A 19,854-nucleotide genomic window follows, 5' to 3' on the forward strand; every position below is an offset into this window, starting at 1 on the left:
GCAGAGCTCGAGTGTCGGCAGGAGACGCGCAGTAAAGACCAAGGGCTCCCGCAATTTGCGGCTGGAACCGTTTTCCCTGGGTTAGAGTTCTGGCGGGGGCAGACGCCTGTTGAGCGCGAGTGTTTCCCGCTCTCGCCCGTCCGCCGGCCCAGGCCGGCCATGCCCTGAGGACCCGCATGACCGCACCACGTCTGACTACGGCCGCCGCATCACTCAGCACAGCCGCTGTCCTGCTCAGCACGCTGTTCGCGTCTCCTGCCGCCGCGGGCCCGGATCCGGCCATCGACGCACACCCGGCCGCCCCGTCGTCGACTTCTTCGGCGCCGCCTGCCGCGGCCAACGGCCGGTTCGTCGTCAAGTTCAAGTCCGGAACCGCCGGTACAGCCAGCGCCCGGGGCAACGCGTACGGACAGGCTGCCAGGGCCGCGGGGGTTTCCGTCAAGGAACTGCACACCACGGCCCGTGGTGCGGCCGTGGTACGGACCGCCAGCGCGCTGACTGCCGGTGAGAGCGCCAAAGTCCTCGCCTCCCTGCGCAGCCAGTCCAACGTCGAGTATGCCGAACCGGACACCTTTGTCCGCCAGACGTCAACCCCGAACGATCCGCTCTTCCCGAAGCAGTGGGATCTCTCGGAGGACACCGGCGGGATGCGCGTCCCCGCCGCCTGGGACATGAGTTCCGGCCAAGGCATCGTAGTGGCCGTCATTGACACGGGCATCACTGCCCACAGCGACCTGCCGAACGTCCTGCCCGGCTACGACTTCATTTCCGACAGCACCATGTCCAACGACGGTGACGGCCGCGACAGCGACGCTACCGACGCCGGCGATTACTGCAACGGCTCATCATCGTCCTGGCACGGAACGCATGTGGCCGGAACCATCGGGGCCGCGGCCAACAACGGCATCGGCATCGCCGGCGTTGCCTATTCGGCGAAGATCCTTCCCGTCCGCGCCCTGGGGGCCTGCGGCGGCTACCTGAGCGACATCGCCGACGCCGTCGTCTGGGCCTCCGGCGGGACCGTCTCGGGTGTTCCGGCAGCCACGAGCCGCGCCAAAGTCATCAACATGTCCCTCGGCGGCGCCGGCCAGTGCGGCAGCTACTTCCAGTCCGCGCTGGACTTCGCCGCCGCACAGGGCGTGACAGTAGTCGCAGCTGCCGGCAACTCGAATGCTCCCGCCGCCGGCTCCACCCCGGGCAACTGCAACAACATCATCACTGTCGGGGCCACGGGACGTGAAGGTAGCCGGTCGTACTACTCCAACTACGGTCCCGAGGTCGACGTCAGTGCACCCGGCGGCGACGGCTCAACCGGTGGGGCCAACACGATTCTCTCGACCTTGAACGACGGCACCACCACGCCGGGCGCCGAGACGTACGGCTACATGCAGGGCACCTCGATGGCCGCACCCCACGTGGCCGGCGCCGCCGCCCTCATCATGTCCGCCAACCCGGACCTCACCCCCGCCGACGTCGAAGCCATCCTCAAGCAGACGGCGCGGCCGCTGCCGGGCAGCTGCGACACGGGAGGCTGCGGCGCAGGCCTGGTGGATGCCGCAGCCGCCGTGCGGGTTGCCCAGCCCGGCTGGCAGCCGCCCGCAACGGAGCCGATTGTTTCGGGCACCCCAACAATCCAGGGCAGCGCCCGTGTGGGCTCGGTGCTCACAGCCGTCCCGGGCAGCTGGACGCCCAACGCGTCGTTCAGCTACCAGTGGTACCGCGCCGGGACCCCCATCGACGCTGCCACCGCCAGCACCTACACCGTGACCGCGGCGGACCTGGACCAGAGCCTCACAGTGGCCGTCACCGGCACCATGTACGGCTACGATCCGGCGACAGCAACCTCGGCGCCCACTCCGGCCGTCGGTCCCGGCACCTTCACGCCCACGGCACCGGCCATTACCGGGGTGCCAAAGCTCGGCTCCATCATGGGCATCCGCAGCAACTCCACCACCTGGCCGGCGGGCACGGGTCTGGGCTGGCAGTGGTACCGCTCCGGCGTTCCCATCGACGGTGCCACCTCATCCTCGTACACGGCCAAGGTGGCGGACGTCGGTCATCAGCTGACCATCAGCGCCACAGGCAAGAAGGCCGGCTACACCACCCTGACCGTCGTATCCGCGCCCGTCACGATAGCGCCAGGCACCGTCCCGGATCCGGTGCTCACCGTAACGGGCAGCGCCCGGGTGGGCATGTCGCTCCTCGGCAGGTTGAGCGAGCAAACCGGCTGGCAGTACAACGGCACAAGAACCTGGCAGTGGTACCGGTCGGGGCTGCCGGTCCCGGGCACCAACCACCCCTACTACGGCATCACCGCGGCGGACCTGGGCAAATCGCTCATGGGGCGTGTGACACGGACCCAGCCCGGCTACGCCACCATCGTCAAGGAAGCCCCGCACTACGTCGTCATCGCCGGGATCCTTTCGGGCCCGACGCCCCTGATCAACGGGACCAGGAAGGTCGGCTACACGCTGACCGCAGCCTCCGGGACCTGGACCCTGGGCGCGACCCTGAAGTACCAGTGGTACCGCTCCGGCAGCGCCATCACGGGAGCCACGGCGTCCAAGTACACCCTTGGAGCGGCGGACCGGGGCAAGTCCATGCGGGTCCGGGTGACCGGATCGAAGGCCGGCTACACGACGCTCGCCAAGTACTCGGGATCGACCAGCGCCATCGCGACCGGGTCCTTGGCCTCATCACGGCCTTGGATGGGCGGATACGCGCGGTATGGCTACACCTTGACCGCGCATCCGGGCACCTGGACCGCCGGCACAACCTTGCGCTACCAGTGGTACCGGTCCGGCGTGCCCATTTCCGGCGCCACTGGCCGGTATCACCGGATCACCTGGGCCGACCGCTACGACGTCATGAGTCTGCGCGTCATCGGGTCGAAAGCGGGATACACGAGCCTGGCCAGGTACTCGGGCTACAGCGCACGGGTCCCGTAAACCGCACTGCGTCTGCCGCATGAGCCACGCGGCAGACGCAGTGGCTTCTGGGCAAAAAAAGAAACCCCGTTCGGCAAGCTTTTCAGCCTGCCGAACGGGGTTTTCCTTTGGTGCACCCCCCGGGACTCGAACCCGGAACCCATTGATTAAGAGTCAATTGCTCTGCCAGTTGAGCTAGAGGTGCAACTGTTGTTTTCGTTTCCCTCGGGCTTTTTATTTCCCGCGGTGTTCTCCGCAACGACATGAAACTCTACACGAGTTTTGGTGCAGTGTGAAATCGAGCTTCCTACGACGCTCCACGGCTAGCCGGGGAGTGTCAAAATCAGCACAAAATCAGGGTTTTTGCCGTTGCTGAGGGCCCAGAGGCGGCCGTCAGGGGCAAGCGAAACGTCGCGGATCCGGCCGTACTCGCCTGTGAAATAGGCCACAGGATCGCCGGCGTATTTGCCGCGCAACGGAACCGCCCACAGCCGCTGGCCCCGGAGTGCGCCCAGGTAGGCCGTGTCGCCGACAATTTCGAGTCCGCTGGGCGAAGAGTCCGCCGTCGAAGGCCACACCACCTTCGCATCAAGGAATCCCGCGCGGTGCGGGGCGCCCGTCACCTCGGGCCAGCCGTAGTTGCCGCCCGGGACAATCAGGTTCAGTTCGTCGTCTCTGTCCGGGCCGAATTCGCTGGCCCACAACCGGCCCGCGCTGTCCCAGTCGAGGCCTTGGACGTTCCGGTGCCCCAGGCTGTAGACGGGGTTCGCGCCGAAGGGGTTGCCGGGGGCCGGGCTGCCGTCCGGGGTGAGGCGGAGGATCTTGCCGCCGAGGGCGTTGCGGTCCTGCGGTTGGCCGCGGCGCTGGGAGTCACCGGTTCCGACGTAGAGGTATCCGTCAGGGCCGAACCGGATGCGGCCGCCGTTATGCGTGGAGGCCTTGGGGATGCCGGTAAAGATGACTTCGGGGGAGCCCAGATCCGGCAGGCCGTCCTTGCCGAGCCGGAAGCGTGCGATCCGGTTGTCCGCGGTGGCCGTGAAGTACGCGTAGAGGTACCTGCCGCTTGCGAGGTCGGGGGAGATGGCCAGCCCCAGCAGTCCGCCCTCGCCGCCGGGAACGACGTCGGGCACCTTGCCGACCGTCGTTGCGGCAGCGCCCCCTCGGGGCGGCACCGCCTTCACCAGCCCGCTGTCCCGCTCCGAGATGAGGGCCGTGCCGTCCGGCAGGAAGACCGTGGACCACGGCATCGCCAGCCCGGCCTCGATGCGGCCAGCGACTCGCGGCGCCGCCGGCGCGGCTTGGCTACCAGCGTTTGGGCTGCCAGCGCTCTGGCTGCCGGCGGCCGGGGTGTTACCGGGCGGGGGAGCGGTGGGGCCGGGGGTACAGCCGGCCGCGGCCAGGGCGGCGGTCAGCGCCGCCACGGCCGCTACCCGGGCCGCGCGCCGTGGCGACCGCCGCCGCATTGCTAGATCCGGGACCGGCGTGGCGGCCGGAAGCCTGCCGCTTCGGCGTGGGCGGCAGAGAGGAACCAGACCTCGGCCACGGTCTCCTCGTAGGAGGGGCTGGTTTCGTCGTGGTAGATCATCGACGACGCGTTCCCCTTGACGGCGAATCCCTCTGGCCCGCTTCCGTCCGGGGCCGGCGCGGCGGAACCCTCGCCGTATGGCTGTTCGACGGCCAGGTGCCCGGCCGGCGCCGCGGGATGCCCGGCCGGCGCCGCGGAGTGGCTGGCTGCGCCCTCGGTGAGTGCGGCCGACGACGCGGCCTGCGCCGTCTCCAGCTCTGCAGCCTCGGCCGCCGCGGACTCCGCGCCGGGGAGGGTGGGGGCATGCGGTTCGGTGTATTCGGCGTGGTGCACCGGGACATGTTCCGCCGACTGAGATTCCGGCGTGGTGGCGGCAGCGGCCGCTCCCGTCGCAGGGTTCGTGGGGGCCTCGGCATGGGAGTCGGGTGCCAGCTGGGCGCCGTGGGCCACCTGCTCCCCGTGGCCGCCGTGGTGAAGGTCGTGATGCGTGGCGGCGTGCGCCTCGGCGGGCGGCGTCTCCGACCACTGGGTCTCCCACTCAGCGTTTTCCTCCGCTGCGCCACCGGCGGCGGTGCCCTCCTGGGAGGCGCTATCGATGCGGGGACTCTTCACGTCAGGGCTCCCGACGTCGGCGGACTCGGGGGCCGTGCTGCCGGCCGGAGGACTCACTGTTGCCGCGCGGTCGTCGGCTGTGGTGGGCGGCACCGGTTCCGCGTTGCCGAATCCGGCGGCGGACGGAATACCGGTGGTGGCGGCCGCTGCGGCCGACGCGGCGGCGGTACCCCCGGACAGGGCGCCGTCGTGGCCGGGCCGGTCCTCGGAAAGCCGGTCCTCGGAAACCCGCGGGGAGGCAGGCGTTCCTGCCCCGGTGGACGGCGGGGTTGTAGCGCCACTGCGGGCGTTGTTGCGGTTCAGCAGCCACCACACGACCCCGACAATGACCACGATGACGACGAGCCAGATAATCCAATCCATAGTCGAATCCTTTGTCCGGGCGGCAAGGTTGCCGCTGTTTGACGTTACGTCCGGCCCGACGCGGCTGTCCAGCGTTCCGGACGCGCCCCGTGTAGCCTCGCTGCATGGATTTCAAGCGACTGCAGATTCTCCGCGAGCTGGCGGACCGCGGCTCCGTGGGCGCCACGGCGGAGTCCATGCGGGTGACGCCCTCGGCCGTCTCGCAGCAGCTGAAAATCCTGCAGGACGAGCTCGGCGTGGTGCTCGTTGAGAAGTCCGGCAGGGGAGTGCGGCTGACCGAGGCGGGGCTGGCCATGGCCGGAGCCGCGGCAGAGGTGTCCACGGCCATGGCCCGTGCGGAGGCCACCATCGACACCTACCGGCTCGGCTGGCAGACGCAGATCAAGGCGGCATTCTTTCCGAGTGCAGCGGAAATGTTCCTGCCAGGACTGCTGCACCGCGTGAAGGAGATCGACGGGCTCCGCTTCGAGGCGCACTTCGAGGACCCCGGAGTCGCAGGATTCGCCGCCCTGGCCGCCGACTACGACATCGTCCTGGCCCACAGCGTGGACGGGCCCGAGGTCTTCGCCCGCCAGGGCCTGCAAGTGATCCCCCTGCTGGAGGAGCCGCTGGACGTAGCAGTCCCAACGGACCACGAACTGGCCGGCAAGGCGACGCTCAGCGCGGAGGACGTCATCGGCTACCCCTGGATGGGCGTGCCCGACGGCTTCCCCTTTGATACCGTGCTGCGCCAGATCGAGATGCAGGCCGATTCCCCGGCCCTGCGGGCCCAGCTCTTCCCGGACCTGCGCGTGCTGGAGGCCCTTGTCAGCGCCGGGCACGGGCTCAGCCTGCTGCCGCGCTACACCGCCCTGAAGAACCAGGGCCGCGGCTTCGTGCTCCGACCGCTCCGCGGCGTGAAGGCCAGCCGGAGCATCGTGGCCCTGGCCCGCCCCGAGGCCGCGGCGCGCACCACCATCCAGCAGGTGCTCGTGCTGCTCAAAGCGGAGGCCCAGGCCCTCGCCGATGCGCCCGAATTGCGTGATGCGGCTCACAGCATCCAGGGCAATGCCGCGCTTACGTCCAGCAAATGAGACAAGCGTCCACTATTTGGGCGAAATATTCCCGGTTTTGCGCTTAATGAGCCAATCCGGCTCGTTGCTGCCCTCGGCGGAGCCCTAGACTTTGAGCCATGAGTGAGGACACCCAAACAGCGACAGAGACCAAGCCGGACATCAAGCCCCGCAGCCGGGTCGTCACCGACGGAATCCACGCAGCCCCCGCGCGCGGCATGTTCCGGGCGGTCGGCATGGGCGACGACGACTTCGCCAAGCCCCAGGTGGGCGTGGCAAGTTCGTGGAACGAAATCACTCCCTGCAACCTTTCCCTGAACCGACTGGCCCAAGGCGCGAAGGAAGGCGTCCACGCCGGCGGCGGTTTCCCGATGCAGTTCGGCACCATCTCGGTTTCCGACGGCATCTCCATGGGCCACGAGGGCATGCACTTCTCCCTCGTCTCGCGTGAGGTTATTGCGGACTCGGTCGAGACCGTGATGCAGGCCGAGCGGATCGACGGCTCGGTGCTGCTGGCCGGCTGCGACAAGTCCCTGCCGGGCATGCTGATGGCCGCTGCCCGCCTCGACCTGGCCAGCGTCTTCCTTTACGCCGGCTCCATCATGCCCGGCTGGGTCAAGCTGGAGGACGGCTCCGAAAAAGAGGTCACCCTCATTGACGCCTTCGAAGCCGTGGGCGCCTGCGCCGCCGGCAAGATGAGCATGGAGGACCTGACCCGGATCGAAAAGGCCATCTGCCCGGGCGAAGGCGCCTGCGGCGGCATGTACACGGCCAACACCATGGCCTGCATCGGCGAGGCCCTCGGCATGTCCCTCCCCGGCTCCGCCGCGCCGCCCTCGGCCGACCGCCGTCGTGATGACTTCGCACGCAAGTCCGGCGAGGCTGTGGTGAACCTGCTCCGCCTCGGCATCACCGCCCGCGACATCATGACCAAGAAGGCGTTCGAGAACGCGATCGCCGTCACCATGGCCTTCGGCGGTTCGACGAACGCTGTCCTGCACCTGCTGGCCATCGCCCGCGAAGCCGAGGTCGAGCTGACCCTGGACGACTTCAACCGGATCGGCGACAAGATCCCGCACCTGGGCGACCTGAAGCCCTTCGGCCGCTACGTGATGACCGACGTCGACAAGATCGGCGGCGTGCCGGTGATCATGAAGGCCCTGCTCGACGCCGGCCTGCTGCACGGCGACTGCCTGACCGTGACCGGCAAGACCGTCGCGGAGAACCTGGACGCCATCAACCCGCCGGACGTCGACGGCAAGATCCTCCGCGCACTGGACAACCCGATCCACAAGACCGGCGGCATCACCATCCTGCACGGCTCGATGGCACCGGAAGGTGCCGTCGTCAAGAGCGCCGGCTTCGACGCCGACGTCTTCGAGGGCACCGCCCGCGTCTTCGAGCGCGAGCAGGGTGCCCTGGACGCGCTGGACAAGGGCGAGATCAAGGCCGGCGACGTCGTCGTCATCCGCTACGAGGGCCCCAAGGGCGGACCGGGCATGCGCGAGATGCTGGCCATCACCGGCGCCATCAAGGGCGCCGGCCTCGGCAAGGACGTCCTGCTGCTCACCGACGGCCGCTTCTCGGGCGGCACCACCGGCCTGTGCATCGGCCACGTCGCTCCGGAAGCGGTCGACGGCGGCCCCATCGCCTTCGTCAAGGACGGCGACCGGATCCGCGTCGATATTGCCGCCCGGTCGTTCGACCTGCTGGTGGAGCCGGCCGAGCTCGAAGCGCGCAAGGTGGGCTGGGAGCCGTTGCCTGCCAAGTTCACCAAGGGCGTGCTCGCCAAGTACGCGAAGCTCGTCCACAGCGCCTCCACCGGCGCCTACTGCGGGTAATGCCTTCCCCAGGTATGCGGCGCGAGCGCCGCATCCCTGGGCCCCTCGGGAGTCTCCTTATTAGGCCCGGCGCCGAAGGCTGCCGGGCCGCCAGGGAAGAACCGGGGATCCCAGCTAGTGGACGGCGTGGTCCACATAGTGAGACACGGCGAAGGCTCGTTGACACCTGTCTTGCTAAGAGGGAAAACTGAACGCATGATCGAGATCGTTACCGGCGGCGCTTGCGCAGCTGCAGTCGTCGTCCTTACCAAGCGCGTGGCTCAATAGCCGTTCCTGGTAACGAATCGCCACGCGCAAACCCCTCGAAGAGCCTCCAGGCTGAGGGGTTTTTTTATTTCCGTTCCATCAGCACCACCAGCACCACACGATCACCGTAGATCCACCCACAGATCCACCAAAGGAAGAGTCCGATGAGCAAAGGATCGCCGATCAGCCCCTCGCTGATGGCCACAAAGTCCGCTGGAGCCCACAAGGCTCCGGAACGCATCGAACGCCCGGCAGACGCCGGCGTCGAGCATGCTGCTGCCTCTCCCGTCCTTGGGCCGAACACCGTCGTACCCCCGACGGTGATGACAGGCTCGCAAGCAATCGTCCGCTCGCTCGAAGAACTCGGCGTCCAGGACATTTTCGGTTTGCCCGGTGGCGCGATCCTGCCCACCTATGACCCTTTGATGGCCTCCAAAATGAACCACATTCTGGTGCGCCACGAACAGGGAGCCGGCCACGCCGCGCAAGGCTATGCCATGGTCACCGGGCGGGTGGGCGTCTGCATCGCCACCTCCGGCCCGGGCGCCACCAACCTCGTTACCGCCATCATGGATGCCCACATGGACTCCGTGCCGATGGTCGCTATCACTGGACAGGTCTCCAGTGGGGTGATCGGCACCGACGCTTTCCAGGAAGCGGACATCGTCGGCATCACGATGCCGATCACCAAGCACTCCTTCCTGGTCACCGACCCCAACGACATCCCGCACGTGATGGCTGAGGCATTCCACCTCGCCTCGACGGGCCGCCCCGGCCCCGTCCTGGTGGACGTGGCCAAGGATGCCCAGCAGGGCCAGATGACGTTCTCCTGGCCGCCGAAGATCGACCTGCCCGGCTACCGGCCTGTACTCCGCGGCCACAGCAAGCAGGTCCGTGAAGCCGCGCGGCTGATCGCCGCCGCCAACAAGCCGGTGCTCTACGTCGGCGGCGGCGTCGTCAAGGCGCACGCGTCGGCCGAACTGCGGGAGCTCGCCGAACTCTCCGGCGCCCCCGTGGTTACGACGCTGATGGCCCGCGGCGTCTTCCCGGACTCGCACCCTCAGCACGTCGGCATGCCCGGCATGCACGGCACGGTTTCCGCCGTTACCGCGCTGCAGCAGTCCGACCTCCTGATCACGCTCGGCGCGCGCTTCGATGACCGGGTCACCGGCATCCTGAAGTCCTTCGCCCCGAATGCCAAGGTCATCCACGCGGACATCGACCCGGCCGAGATCTCCAAGAACCGCACCGCCGATGTGCCGATCGTGGGCTCGGTCAAGGAAATCATCCCGGAGCTCAGCGAGGCGCTGCGCCTGCAGTTCGAGGCCTCCGGCACCCCGGACCTGACGAACTGGTGGGCCTTCCTGAATAACCTCAAGGAGACCTACCCGCTCGGCTGGACCGAGCCGGAGGACGGCCTCAGCGCGCCGCAGCGCGTGATCGAGCGGATCGGTGCCCTCACCGGCCCGGAGGGCGTCTACGTCGCCGGCGTCGGCCAGCACCAGATGTGGGCCTCGCAGTTCATTAAGTACGAACGCCCGCATGCCTGGCTGAACTCCGGCGGCGCCGGCACCATGGGCTATGCCGTACCTGCCGCCATGGGAGCCAAGGTGGGGGAGCCGGACCGGGTGGTCTGGGCGATCGACGGCGACGGCTGCTTCCAGATGACCAACCAGGAACTCGCCACCTGCGCCATCAACAAGATCCCGATCAAGGTGGCGGTGATCAACAACTCCTCGCTGGGCATGGTGCGCCAGTGGCAGACCCTCTTCTACGAGGGCCGCTACTCCAACACGGACCTGAACACCGGCCATGACACCGTCCGCATCCCGGACTTCGTCAAGCTGGCGGACGCCTACGGCTGCGCCTCGTTCCGTTGCGAACGCGACGAGGACATCGACGCCACCATCCAGCAGGCCCTGGCGATCAACGACCGCCCTGTCGTGATCGACTTCGTCGTCAGCCCCAACTCCATGGTGTGGCCGATGGTCCCCGCCGGAGTCAGCAACGACCAGATCCAGGTTGCCCGCAACATGACCCCGGACTGGGAAGAAGAGGACTGAACATGACCCGCCATACACTCTCCGTCCTGGTCGAGGACAAGCCCGGCGTGCTGACCCGCGTGGCCAGCCTCTTCGCCCGGCGCGCCTTCAACATCAATTCCCTGGCTGTCGGCCCCACCGAAGTTCCGGGCATCTCCCGGATGACCGTGGTGGTCGACGCCGACGGCGAGCTGATCGAACAGGTCACCAAACAGCTGAACAAGCTGATCAACGTGATCAAGATCGTCGAGCTCACCCCCGAATCTTCCGTACAGCGCGACCACATCCTGGTCAAGGTACGTGCGGATGCCGCAACCCGGCTGCAGGTAACCCAGGCAGCCGATCTCTTCCGCGCTTCAGTGGTCGACGTCTCCACCGAGTCGGTCGTCATCGAAGCCACCGGCCACCCCGACAAGCTCTCGGCACTGCTTTCGGTGCTGGAGCCCTTCGGCGTCCGCGAAATCGTGCAGTCCGGTACCCTCGCCGTCGGACGCGGGTCCCGCTCCATGAGCGACCGGGCCCTGCGCTCCGCCTAAATCGGGCCCGCCGGGCCTGCCGCAACATCCCCGAGTTTCACAGACAACACCACAGAATCCATTCAAAGGAGACACCCCAGTGACTGAAATGTTCTACGACGACGACGCCGACCTGTCGATCATCCAGGGCCGCACCGTCGCCGTCATCGGTTACGGCTCCCAGGGCCACGCCCACGCCCTCAGCCTGCGCGATTCCGGTGTTGACGTCCGCGTCGGCCTGAAGGAAGATTCCAAGTCCCGCGCCAAGGCCGAGGCCGAGGGCTTGCGCGTGCTCAACGTCGCCGACGCCACCGCCGAAGCAGACCTCATCATGATCCTCACCCCGGACCAGGTCCAGCGCCACGTCTACGCCGAGGACATCGCCCCGAACCTGCAGGCCGGCGACGCCCTGTTCTTCGGCCACGGCTTCAACATCCGCTACGGCTACATCCAGCCGCCGGCCGACGTCGATGTCGCCCTCGTCGCCCCCAAGGGCCCGGGCCACATCGTGCGCCGCGAGTTCGAAGCCGGCCGCGGCGTGCCGGACCTGATCGCCGTCGAGCAGAACGCTTCCGGCAAGGCCAAGGAACTGGCCCTGTCCTACGCTAAGGCGATCGGCGGCACCCGCGCCGGCGTCATCGAGACCACCTTCACCGAAGAGACCGAAACCGACCTCTTTGGCGAGCAGGCGGTCCTCTGCGGCGGCGCCTCGCAGCTGATCATGTACGGCTTCGAGACCCTCACCGAGGCCGGCTACAAGCCCGAGGTCGCCTACTTCGAGGTGCTGCACGAGCTCAAGCTGATCGTTGACCTGATGGTCGAGGGCGGCATCGCGAAGCAGCGCTGGAGCGTCTCGGACACCGCGGAATACGGCGACTACGTCTCCGGCCCGCGCGTCATCACCCCCGAGGTGAAGGAGAACATGAAGGCTGTCCTCAAGGACATCCAGGACGGCACCTTCGCCAAGCGGTTCATCGACGACCAGGACGCCGGAGCCCCCGAGTTCAAGGCCCTGCGCAAGAAGGGCGAGGACCACCCGATCGAGGCCACCGGCCGCGAACTGCGCAAGCTGTTCTCCTGGATCAAGAACGAAGACGACTACACCGAAGGCTCCGTCGCCCGCTAAATCCCGGTGGTGGTGGGCGGTGGTGTCCTTGAAGGCTGCGTTGTTGCGTGAGGAACGAGCGCAGCAGCCGAAAGGACACCGCCGTCCGCCACCCAACGTTCCAAATCCCCACCTGATACACAAGAGAGCTAAAGAGGTCACCGGTGACAAGCACCAAACCTGTCGTACTCCTCGCTGAGGAACTTTCGCCCGCCACAGTCGAGGCCCTCGGCCCGGACTTTGAAATCCGCCAGACCGACGGAGCCGACCGTTCCCAGCTGCTCTCCGCGATCGCCGACGTCGACGCGATCCTGATCCGTTCCGCCACCCAGGTCGACGCCGAGGCCATCGCCGCCGCGAAGAACCTCAAGGTGATCGCGCGCGCCGGCGTGGGCCTGGACAACGTCGACATCAAGGCCGCGACGCAGGCCGGCGTGATGGTGGTCAACGCCCCGACGTCGAACATCGTCTCCGCCGCCGAACTCACCGTCGGCCACATCCTCAGCCTCGCCCGCCACATCCCGCAGGCCTCCGCCGCGCTCAAGGACGGCGAATGGAAGCGGTCCAAGTACACCGGCACCGAGCTCTTCGAGAAGAAAATCGGCATCATCGGCCTCGGCCGGATCGGCGCCCTGGTCGCGGCCCGGCTGAAGGGCTTCGACACAAAGATCCTCGCCTACGACCCCTACATCACCTCCGCCCGCGCCGCCCAGCTCGGCGTGCAGCTGGTGACCCTGGACGAGCTGCTCGCCCAGTCCGACTTCATCACCATCCACATGCCCAAGACGCCCGAGACCGTCGGCATGCTCGGCGCCGAGGCGTTCAAGAAGATGAAGCCCAGCGCTTACGTCGTCAACGTCGCCCGCGGCGGCCTGGTCGACGAGGAAGCCCTGTACGCCGCGCTGGAGTCGGGCGAGATCGCCGGTGCCGGCGTCGACGTGTTCGTCAAGGAGCCCAGCACCGACCTGCCGTTCTTCAAGCTCGACAACGTCGTGGTGACCCCGCACCTGGGTGCCTCCACCGACGAGGCCCAGGAAAAGGCCGGCGTCTCGGTGGCGAAGTCCGTCCGGCAGGCCCTTGCCGGCGAGCTGGTGCCTGACGCCGTGAACGTCGCCGGCGGCGTCATCGCCCCGGACGTACGCCCCGGCATCCCGCTGATCGAGAAGCTGGGCCGGATCTTCACCGCCATGACCCACGCCTCGCTGACGCAGTTCGACGTCGAGGTGGCTGGCGAGATCTCGTCGCTGGACGTCAAGGTCCTCGAGCTCGCGGCCCTCAAGGGCATCTTCGCCGACGTCGTGACCGAACAGGTCTCCTACGTCAACGCGCCGGTGATCGCCGAGCAGCGGGGGATCAACGTCCGGCTCATCACCACACCGGACACGGAGTCCTACCGCAACGTACTGACCCTGCGGGGGGCGCTCAGCGACGGCAGCCAGATCTCGGTGGCCGGCACGCTGACCGGGCCCAAGCAGATCCAGAAGCTCGTCGGGATCAACGGCTTCGAGGTCGAGATTCCGATCAGCGAACACCTCGTGGTGGTGGCCTATTCGGACCGCCCCGGCGTGATTGGCACGATCGGCCACATCCTCGGCATGAACAACATCAACATTGCCGGCATGCAGGTGGCACGCCAGGATGAGGGCGGCCAGGTGCTTGCCCTGCTGACCATCGACAGCTCCGTGCCGCAGCAGGTCCTGGAAGCGATCAAGGCCGGAATCGGGGCCGACATGGTCCGCGAGGTCGACCTCGAGGACTAGGTCCCCAACGTGGGCGCCTGCGGCGGCAACACCGTCGCAGGCGGCCACGAATGAGCGGCCGGTCTGCGTACAATGGCTAGGTCCGAATTTCGGATGTGGCCGGCAGACCGGCCTTTACTTTTGCACACCCGGCCGGGGACGCCTTCATTTCCGCGCGGAATGAACAGCGGTGTGCGCACGCAATCCAGCTTTCAGGAGCCCAATGAACGCCGTCCAGAGGTTCATCAGAAGCAGAGTGCTTTTGCTGACCGCGTCCATTTTGATCGTGGCGATGTGCCTATCCGTGCTGGTTCAGGGCCAGTCGCAGGCCGCGCTGAACCGTACCGTCGACCAAAATTCCCGAGGGCTCTACGACATCCTGGTCCAGGCCAAGGCCGATGATAAGGGCGGGCTCATGCAGCCCGAGATCGCCACCGGCCAGGGCGGCATCAGCTTCGACCAGCTGGACTCGATCCGCAAGCTCTCCGGCACCTCCGTGGCCGCTCCGATCAGCCTCGTTTCCCGGGTCTCGCAGAACCTCGAGACCCCGCGCCTCGACGCTACCGACTACCTCGGCTACAACGCCGGCCTCGCCGGCACCGCCGGTGACCCCAGCGCCACCGATCCGTCGAAGTGGCCCGCCGCAGAGTCCGTCCTGAGCGACACGGTCAAGAAGTACCGCCTCACCGCCAGCGCCGTGAAATCTGACGGCAAGTCCGAGCAGACCCTGTTCAAGACAACCGCCGAAGGCTCCCTCGGCAAGGCCAAGCTCATCGAAGAGGAAGTGGCCGGCGGCAAGAACGTCCGCATCGCAGGACCGGAAGGCGAAACCGGAATCAAGTTCCCCGCGCCGGCCGGCGGCTCGGAGCACAATCTCTTCAACCTCTCGGTCTCACTGCCGCTGGCTCCGCAGGTGACCGAGTCCGTCGTCGCCGTCGACCCCGTCTCCGAGCGCGCGCTGCTGGGCGGCGCCGGCGACTTCCTCGCGCCGCTGGAAAAGGCGCCCCCGGCAGACGCCCGCAACGCCGGCGCGATCGGCCGCCACTTCGAGAGCCTTTTCACCAGCGGCATCAGCATGGAGCAGCTCAAGGAAGGCCCCGACTTCCTCGGCGTCAAACTGAAGTACTGGGCTCCACTGATGACGCAGTACCAGCAGGCCAAGCGTGCCGGACAACTGACCGATGATTCGCAGGCGATTCCGCTGATCGTGCGGTCCGGCACTTCGCTGGACCTCAAGTACTCCGTCAAGATCGAGGAAATCGACGACGCCGGCAACGTCACCAAGGACGTCGGGACCGTGACCCGCTCGCTGGACAAGGACTACCTGCCGTTCGTTTCCAAGTCCCCGTTCGCCCTCGAATGGCCCGGATCCAAGGACCTCTCGAAGCTGCTCGGTGACACCGGCAGCTTCGGCCAGGGCCTCTACAACCCGGCGACCTGGAGCACGGACTTCGCTGCCGCGCCCAAGTACAAGGACGGGCAGACCGCCGGCAACGGCGCCGTCGACAAATCCGCAGTTCCGGGCGACTGGGTCACCGTCAACCGGTTGCCGGAGAAGGGCGCCAACGACGCCCCCGTGGACCAGACGCAGCGCACACCGGTCGACGAGCGGTCCTACCGCGAGAACCTCGCCACCGGAAAGAAGCCGGCCACGCCGCTGGCGATGGTCTACGGCACTTTCGACCCGGCCAAGGTCCAGGACGCGGCCGGCGACGTCAACCGCCTCCCGCTTGGCGGCTACGACCCGACCCCGTTCACCCTGACCAAGGATGCGGACGGCAAGGACGTCGAGAAGACCGCGCTCAAGCCCTCGCTCAGTAGTACCGGATTGGTCAGCCAGTCGGCCGGCGCCATCACCGACTACTACGGCCTGGCGGCCGCCCGTGGCTACGAGAAGAACGCCTCCGTGATCGACGCGGTCCGCGTCCGTGCCAAGGTCGACGGCAGCTGGAAGCAGGCCCAGCCCGAGGTCGATAAGCTTGCCAACGAGATCCGCGGCATGGGCCTGCAGGCGACCGTGGTTGCCGGCTCGGCCCGCGAGGATGCCAGCATCTTCGTGCCCGGTTACTCCAAGGACGACGCGGGCAAGGAATCGCCGCTCGGCACCGTGCAGCAGTCGTGGGTCCGCCAGGACGCCGCGGACGCCGTCTCGGGCTCGCTGACCGGCACCAACCTGACCCTGCTCTTCCTGACCCTGTGCGGGGCCGCCCTGCTCACCGGCGCCTCCACCGTCAGCTACGTCCGCAAGCGCCGCCGCGAGGCCGGAACGCTCCGGGCCATGGGCTGGACGCAGCGCAAGATCCGGTCCTGGGTGCTCGCCGAGTTCGGCGTCGGCGCTGCCTTGCTGGCAGTAGTGGGCATCGCCCTGAGCCTGATCAGCTGGAACCCCGCCACCGCGGTGGTCTCCGCTTCGGTCCTGGTCCTGTACTGCGGCGCCGCCTACTTCGCCGCGCAGCAGCTGCGCCACCGCGAGGTCATCGACCAGGAGCCGCAGCACGACGAGCGGCTCATCCCGGTCGATTCGCCGCTGACTTTCGCCAGCAGGCAACTGAGCACCAATAAGTTCAACACCGGTTCCCTGGCAGTCGCCGTCGGCGTCTTCGGCGCCGCGGTGGGTGGACTCGCCGCGCTGCTGATCGACATCCCGCGCGCCGCCGGAGCCAGCGCCCTCAGCGGACTTGCCGCGGCCAGCATCGCGATGCCGAGCATCATCCTGGGTGTGTCCGGGGTTGCCGTGGGCCTGTTGCTGACCTTGGTCACCGGACGCTTTGAACTGGGAGCCAAACGCCAGTACCTGGGCATCCTGCAGGCGATGGGCTGGAACCCCGACATGCTGGGCCAGGTCCGCTTCTTCGAAAACGCCATGGTGGGAGCCATCGCCGTGCCGCTGGGTGTCCTCGGCGCCCTGGGCATTGGCTTGCTCCTCGCCCCCTATGCCGCGCTCTGGGCCGGAATCGCCGGACTCGTGGCTGTACTTTGCTGGATTCCGATTGCAACGAAAGTGGTCCAATGACTAACGAGCTGAACCTGACCAGGGCGGCCCGGAACCGGATGCCGGAGAGCACCGTGACCGGCGGCCACCAAACCCGCGCCAACACGATCGTGAAGGCCGCGGACCACGCCACGCCGCTGGAACTGAGCAACATCACCATCCACTACGGCGGCGGAAAGGGCGGCGCCGAGGCCGTCAACGTTGTGGACGACTTCAACATGACGCTGCACGCCGGCGAAATGCACTGCGTCGCCGGCCGCTCCGGCTCGGGCAAGACCAGCATCCTCACCGTCGGCGCGGGCCTGACCCTGCCGACGTCGGGCCGGGTCTTCTGGGAAGGCGACTCGCTCGAAACCATGGGCGACGACGAGATCGCCGACCGCCGCCGTGCGCTGATTGGTTACGTCGACCAGGGCGGCGCCCTGATTGACGGCATGAGCGCGCTTGAGAACGTTCTGCTTCCGGCTGTGCCCGACGGCGAGGTGGAACAGCGCCGCGACATGGCCAAGGACCTCCTCGACCTGGTTGGCCTCGGCCGGCGCATGCGGCACCGTCCGGCCCAGCTCTCCGGCGGCGAACGCCAGCGCGTGGCGATCGCCCGTGCCCTGATCCTCGGCACCCGCGTGCTGGTGGTCGATGAGCCTACCGCGAGCCTGGACCGCACCTCGGCCAACCGCATCATCAGCATCCTCAAGGACACGACGTCGGACGGTATCGCCGTCCTGGTCGCTTCACACGACCACGAACTTGTCCGCCAGAGCGATACCCTGACCGAACTGATCTAGGTTATTAACGTGACGCCTTCCGAGAAAACCCCGTTCTACATCACCACGGCCATCAGCTACCCCAACGGCGTGCCGCACATCGGCCACGCCTACGAGGTCATTGCCACCGACGCGATGGCGCGGTTCAAGAGGCTGGACGGCTACGACGTCTTCTTCATGACCGGCACAGACGAGCACGGCCTGAAGATGCAGCAGACGGCGGAAAAGGAAGGCATCCCGGTCAAGGAACTCGCCGACCGCAACTCGGCCGCGTTCCGGCAGATGAGTGACGACCTGGGCATTTCACTCAGCCGCTTCATCCGCACCACCGATCCGGACCACTACGAAGCTGCCAAGGCGCTTTGGCAGCGGATGGAAGCCAACGGCGACATCTATCTCTCCAAGTACGCCGGCTGGTATTCGGTCCGCGACGAGCGCTACTTTGTCGAGGACGAGACCGAGGTCCGTGACGACGGTCTCCGCTACGCCTCCGAAACCGGTACCGAGGTGACCTGGACCGAGGAGGAAAGCTACTTCTTCAAGCTCTCCGCCTACCAGGACAGACTGCTGGCCCTCTACGCCGACCAGCCGGACTTCGGCGCCCCGCACAGCCGCTTCAACGAGGTCATCAGCTTCGTCAAGGGCGGGCTCGAGGACCTCTCGATCAGCAGGACCTCCTTCAACTGGGGTGTGCCGGTACCGGGCAACCCGGACCACGTGATGTACGTCTGGGTCGATGCGCTGACCAACTACCTGACCGGCGTCGGCTTCCCGGATGCCGAGTCGGAGAGCTTCCGGAAGTACTGGCCCGCCGACGTGCACGTGATTGGCAAGGACATCTCCCGGTTCCACGCCGTGTACTGGCCGGCGTTCCTGATGTCCGCGGGGCTGGAGCTGCCCAAGCGCGTCATGATCCACGGACACTTGCACAACCAGGGCGTGAAGATGTCCAAGTCGCTGGGCAACGTGGTGGCGCCGGCGGACTGGGTGGCGCAGTACGGTCTGGACCAGGTGCGCTTCTTCCTGCTCCGCGAGGTACCTTTCGGTGCCGACGGCAACTACAGCCACGACGCGATTGTCGGCCGGATGAACTCGGACCTGGCCAACAACTTCGGCAACCTTGCCCAGCGTTCCCTGTCCATGGTGGCCAAGAACTGCGAGGGCCGCGTCCCGGTCCCGGCCGGCTTCAGCGCAGAGGATGCCGCGCTGCTGGGCCAGGCCCGCGGACTGTTGGGCATCGCCCGGGCCGCCTTCGAGAAGCAGGAGTTCAGCCGCGCGCTCGAAGCAATCTGGAACGTCCTCGGTGACACCAACGCCTACTTCGCCGAACAGGCCCCGTGGGTGCTGCGGAAGACCGACGTCGAACGCATGAATACGGTTCTCTACGTCACCCTCGAAGTGCTGCGGATCGTCGCCATCCTCGCCCAGCCGGTCATGCCGACGGCTGCCGCTGCCATCCTTGACAGCCTCGGCCAGCAGGAAGGGGAGTCCCGCGACTTTGCGGCGCTGGAGACCCCGATCGAGGCCGGAACCGTCTTGCCGGCACCGGCCCCCGTCTTCCCCAAGTACGAGGAGCCCGCAGAGGCGTAGCGCCCGGTCAGCCAAACTCCACACACCGCACCACCGTCGAGGTGGCACTTCGCGGCAACGGTCCCAGGATCATTGCCGCAGAGTGCCACCTCGACGTTTTTGTGTCCCAGTAGTTCCTCCGCCGTGAACGGGTATTTCCGCGGATAAAGCGGGCGGTAATTACTCGGGACGGCCGCTCATACCCCGACCTACCCTGACAGCGTTAGCGGACTGACAAATCTGCTGGGGAGTAACTGTCGGACTACATCCTCACTGTTGTAGGCTCCGAAACGTTTCATTACGGGGTCTCAAGTGGGTACTCCGCGCGGTGCAGTCAGGTCGGAAATCTACTCTAGATGGAGCGACCGAAGATGAGACGAACTATCGCTACAGTGGGGATCCTAGGACTCGCCCTGCTGGGAAGCGCAGGAACCGCAAACGCCGCGCCACCAAGCAATGCCACGGGCGTGCACTCAGGCGGCTCAACCACCCCTCCGGCTGGACCAGGGTCGTCCCAGCCGGACAATTCGAACAAGCCGGACACGCCGAGCTTTCCTCCTGT

Annotated in this window: 12 protein-coding genes and 1 tRNA gene; 10 read left to right on the top strand and 3 right to left on the bottom strand. The window is 67.2% G+C overall.

The genetic code is table 11. The features are described 5' to 3' along the window. The first annotated feature begins 176 nt into the window (after positions 1 to 176). Complete coding sequence (locus AC1DK9_RS05435; protein ID WP_476915221.1) at positions 177 to 2,948, top strand: S8 family serine peptidase; 2,772 nt, start codon at positions 177 to 179, stop codon at positions 2,946 to 2,948. A 108-nt stretch (positions 2,949 to 3,056) separates the two neighbouring features. Here AC1DK9_RS05435 and AC1DK9_RS05440 read toward each other — a convergent pair. The 3 genes from AC1DK9_RS05440 to AC1DK9_RS05450 form a co-directional block, all read right to left on the bottom strand. Continuing rightward, positions 3,057 to 3,132: transfer RNA gene (locus AC1DK9_RS05440), tRNA-Lys, on the bottom strand. Between the two features lie 118 nt (positions 3,133 to 3,250). Beyond that, positions 3,251 to 4,390 (bottom strand): PQQ-dependent sugar dehydrogenase, encoded by a 1,140-nt coding sequence (locus AC1DK9_RS05445; protein WP_476915222.1) that lies wholly within the window; start codon positions 4,388 to 4,390, stop codon positions 3,251 to 3,253. Positions 4,391 to 4,392: 2 nt separating this feature from the next. Further along, positions 4,393 to 5,427 (bottom strand): sunset domain-containing protein, encoded by a 1,035-nt coding sequence (locus AC1DK9_RS05450; protein WP_476915223.1) that lies wholly within the window; start codon positions 5,425 to 5,427, stop codon positions 4,393 to 4,395. Positions 5,428 to 5,531: 104 nt separating this feature from the next. On the opposite strand from AC1DK9_RS05450, the gene AC1DK9_RS05455 reads away from it, so the two are divergent. The 9 genes from AC1DK9_RS05455 to metG all read left to right on the top strand — a co-directional run bounded on the left by AC1DK9_RS05455 (position 5,532) and on the right by metG (position 19,313). Next, a complete protein-coding gene (locus tag AC1DK9_RS05455) occupies positions 5,532 to 6,500 on the top strand; it encodes a LysR family transcriptional regulator (RefSeq protein ID WP_476862716.1) in 969 nt (322 codons plus the stop codon). A gap of 98 nt (positions 6,501 to 6,598) precedes the next feature. Beyond that, positions 6,599 to 8,320, top strand: coding sequence for a dihydroxy-acid dehydratase (ilvD, locus tag AC1DK9_RS05460; protein WP_476862717.1), 1,722 nt, complete (start codon positions 6,599 to 6,601; stop codon positions 8,318 to 8,320). Positions 8,321 to 8,730: 410 nt separating this feature from the next. Continuing rightward, positions 8,731 to 10,629: an acetolactate synthase large subunit gene (locus AC1DK9_RS05465; protein ID WP_476862718.1), complete on the top strand. Its 1,899-nt coding sequence runs from the start codon at positions 8,731 to 8,733 to the stop codon at positions 10,627 to 10,629. Between the two features lie 2 nt (positions 10,630 to 10,631). After that, positions 10,632 to 11,144, top strand: a complete 513-nt coding sequence (ilvN, locus tag AC1DK9_RS05470) for an acetolactate synthase small subunit (RefSeq protein WP_476862719.1) — start codon at positions 10,632 to 10,634, stop codon at positions 11,142 to 11,144. A 79-nt stretch (positions 11,145 to 11,223) separates the two neighbouring features. Next, positions 11,224 to 12,249 (top strand): ketol-acid reductoisomerase, encoded by a 1,026-nt coding sequence (gene ilvC / locus AC1DK9_RS05475; RefSeq protein ID WP_346960859.1) that lies wholly within the window; start codon positions 11,224 to 11,226, stop codon positions 12,247 to 12,249. Between the two features lie 143 nt (positions 12,250 to 12,392). Further along, positions 12,393 to 13,988, top strand: a complete 1,596-nt coding sequence (serA, locus tag AC1DK9_RS05480; RefSeq protein ID WP_476915224.1) for a phosphoglycerate dehydrogenase — start codon at positions 12,393 to 12,395, stop codon at positions 13,986 to 13,988. 202 nt (positions 13,989 to 14,190) lie between these two features. After that, a complete protein-coding gene (locus AC1DK9_RS05485; protein WP_476915225.1) occupies positions 14,191 to 16,980 on the top strand; it encodes an ABC transporter permease in 2,790 nt (929 codons plus the stop codon). Beyond that, positions 16,977 to 17,744: an ABC transporter ATP-binding protein gene (locus AC1DK9_RS05490; RefSeq protein WP_476862723.1), complete on the top strand. Its 768-nt coding sequence runs from the start codon at positions 16,977 to 16,979 to the stop codon at positions 17,742 to 17,744. Before AC1DK9_RS05485 ends, AC1DK9_RS05490 begins: the two co-directional genes overlap by 4 nt. Positions 17,745 to 17,753: 9 nt before the next feature. After that, positions 17,754 to 19,313 carry a methionine--tRNA ligase gene (metG, locus tag AC1DK9_RS05495; protein ID WP_476915226.1) on the top strand — a complete coding sequence of 520 codons (1,560 nt, stop codon included), beginning with the start codon at positions 17,754 to 17,756 and terminating at the stop codon, positions 19,311 to 19,313. Positions 19,314 to 19,854: the final 541 nt, after the last annotated feature.

The sequence above is a fragment of the Arthrobacter sp. 01T414 genome (genome assembly GCF_056398965.1).

Bases quoted from the DNA above. Each gene is read 5' to 3' on its own strand.
- AC1DK9_RS05490 (WP_476862723.1), top strand. From the start codon at position 16,977: ATGACTAACGAGCTGAACCTGACCAGGGCGGCCCGGAACCGGATGCCG.
- ilvD (WP_476862717.1), top strand. From the start codon at position 6,599: ATGAGTGAGGACACCCAAACAGCGACAGAGACCAAGCCGGACATCAAG.
- AC1DK9_RS05450 (WP_476915223.1), bottom strand. From the start codon at position 5,427: ATGGATTGGATTATCTGGCTCGTCGTCATCGTGGTCATTGTCGGGGTC.
- AC1DK9_RS05465 (WP_476862718.1), top strand. From the start codon at position 8,731: ATGAGCAAAGGATCGCCGATCAGCCCCTCGCTGATGGCCACAAAGTCC.
- AC1DK9_RS05455 (WP_476862716.1), top strand. From the start codon at position 5,532: ATGGATTTCAAGCGACTGCAGATTCTCCGCGAGCTGGCGGACCGCGGC.
- ilvN (WP_476862719.1), top strand. From the start codon at position 10,632: ATGACCCGCCATACACTCTCCGTCCTGGTCGAGGACAAGCCCGGCGTG.
- AC1DK9_RS05445 (WP_476915222.1), bottom strand. From the start codon at position 4,390: ATGCGGCGGCGGTCGCCACGGCGCGCGGCCCGGGTAGCGGCCGTGGCG.
- AC1DK9_RS05485 (WP_476915225.1), top strand. From the start codon at position 14,191: ATGAACGCCGTCCAGAGGTTCATCAGAAGCAGAGTGCTTTTGCTGACC.
- AC1DK9_RS05435 (WP_476915221.1), top strand. From the start codon at position 177: ATGACCGCACCACGTCTGACTACGGCCGCCGCATCACTCAGCACAGCC.